The organism is Streptomyces sp. PU-14G (assembly GCF_041028275.1).
Classification (GTDB): domain Bacteria; phylum Actinomycetota; class Actinomycetes; order Streptomycetales; family Streptomycetaceae; genus Streptomyces.
This window is the reverse complement of sequence record NZ_JASKYT010000581.1, coordinates 1-2131: the sequence shown is the minus strand read 5'-3', so window position 1 is coordinate 2131 and position 2131 is coordinate 1. Positions and strand designations below refer to the sequence as shown.

Annotated in this window: 2 protein-coding genes; both read left to right on the top strand. The window is 71.9% G+C overall.

Annotated features, from left to right (window positions below):
• The first annotated feature begins 254 nt into the window (after nt 1-254).
• Complete coding sequence (locus AB8Z75_RS33610) at nt 255-1487, top strand: sensor histidine kinase (protein ID WP_369208726.1); 1233 nt, start codon at nt 255-257, stop codon at nt 1485-1487.
• Nucleotides 1484-2131, top strand: a 648-nt coding sequence (locus AB8Z75_RS33605; protein WP_369208724.1) for a response regulator, incomplete at its 3' end; no start/stop codon positions are given. The genes AB8Z75_RS33610 and AB8Z75_RS33605, both read left to right, overlap by 4 nt.

Here is a 2131-nt window from a genome sequence, read left to right as displayed (position 1 = left end):
CGGGGGGACGGAGGGGCCGGAGGCCTGTGCGGTCGCCGTCGGGACCGAGGGCCCGGCGGTGGGAGGCCGCGTGCGGCGTCCCACCAGCCTGAGGCGGGCCGTGGCCATGACATGCTCCTTGGGTGAGGGAAGGCGAACGCCGCCCGGTGAGCACCACTCTTCTCCGTCGCGTCCCGCGGCGGATCGGGCGAAAGGCAGATCTTGCGCGGCCGACTCCGACTTTCGGCCGGTCGGCGGGAAGGACGGTAAGAGAGATGGCACAGGCGGCGGACGAGACGGCCGCACCCACGGCCACCCGTGGGACCGGACGTGCGCAGGTGCTGCCTGTCCCGGTGTGGGCGCTGCTGGTCGGCGGCCTGGCCGGTCTCGTCGTGCTGGACTGGGCGGCCGGTTTCTACTGGGTCGTGAACCACGGCCCCGCCAAGCTGGTCGGCGCGCTCCTGGCCGTCGGTCTCGTCGTTGCCTCGCCCCGGCTCGGCAGCCGGGCTCTGCCGAGCACCGCCTGCGCACTCGCGGTCGTGTCGCTGTGCCTGTCGGTATGGCTGCACCTGGAGATGCCGGCCGCCTCGCAGGCACTGGGGTTCGCCGAACCGGCGGCGCTGGCGTGGCTCCTGCTGACCACCGCCCGGCGAGGGCAGCCGTCGTGGGCGACGGCTGCCGTCCCCCTGCTGTGCATGGCGATCGTGCTGCGGCCCGTGTCGGTCTCGGTGAGGCAGTCCACCATCATCATGGCGCTGCTCTTCGCGCTGGCGGCGGTCACCGCGCTGGGCATCGGACTCGGCATGCGGCTGCTCCTGGCCGACCGGCGCCGCCGGGCGGCTGCTCTCAGACTGGAGCAGCGCACGGAGTTCGCCAGGGACCTGCACGACTTCGTCGCCCACCACGTGACCGGCATCGTCGTACAGGCACAGGGAGCCCAGGTGATGGCAGACCGAAGGCCCGAACTCCTGCCGCCCGCGCTCCAGCGGATCGAACAGGCGGGAACGGAGGCGCTGACCTCCATGCGGCACATGGTCGGAATGCTGCGCGACGCCGACGGAGAAGTGGCACTGACGCCGCTGGCGGGCATCGACGAGGTGCGTACCCTCGTCGAGGAGTTCTCCACGATCGGTGGCGCCCGGGCCCGGCTCGAGTGGGAGGGGACCTTCGACGACCTGCCGGTGGAGGTGACCACCACCGCCCACCGGGTGGTGATGGAGGCCCTCACCAACGTACGCAAACACGCCCACGGATGCACCGAGGTGCGGGTACGCGTGGGCCGCTCGGAAGACCGGGTCACCGTACGGGTCAGCGACGACGGACGGCCGCGCCACGTCTCCGACAGCGGCTTCGGTCTGAAGGGCCTGGCCGAGCGGGTGGGCCTGATCGGCGGAACCGTGCAGGCGGGTCCGGTGACCGCCGGTGGCTGGGGCGTCGAGGCGACGCTCCCGGCATCGCCGGTGTCCACGGCGTCCACGGCGTCCACGGCGCGGGTGGCGGCCTCGTGACGATCCGCGTACTGATCGCCGACGACCAGGCCATGGTCCGTGCCGGGTTCGCGATGTTCCTGGCCGCGGAGGAGGACATCGACGTCGTCGCGGAGGCCACGGACGGGGTGCACGCCGTGGAACTCGCCGAGCGTCACCGGCCCGACGTGGTGCTGATGGACATCCGTATGCCCCGCATGGACGGGCTTGAGGCACTGCGCAGACTGACCCGCCCCGGCACCGTGCATCCGCCGAAGGTCGTCGTCGTCACGACGTTCGACGACGACGCGTACGTGCAGCGCGCCCTGGGTGAGGGCGCTTCCGGCTTCCTGCTCAAGGACTCAGGCCCTGCCCTTCTCGTCGAGGCCGTCAGAGCGGCGGCCTCAGGCGAGGCACTGGTGAGCCCGGCCATCACGGTCCGCCTGTTGCAGCGCCTCAACAGCGCCGGGCCCGCTCCGCGCGAGCCGCACACCGCGCTCTCCGCACGGGAGGAGGGCCTGGTGCGTCTGGTGGCCAGGGGACTCACCAACGCCGAGATCGCCACCGAACTGACCATCTCGGTGGGCACGGTGAAAACACACCTGACCAACGTGCAGACCAAACTGAGCGCCCGCAACCGCGTGGAGATCGCCGCCTGGGCCTGGGAATCCGGCCTGGTGGAGGGG

What these genes read in the sequence shown, in the direction of transcription:
- AB8Z75_RS33610 (WP_369208726.1), top strand. Translation starts at nt 255, where the DNA reads ATGGCACAGGCGGCGGACGAGACGGCCGCACCCACGGCCACCCGTGGG.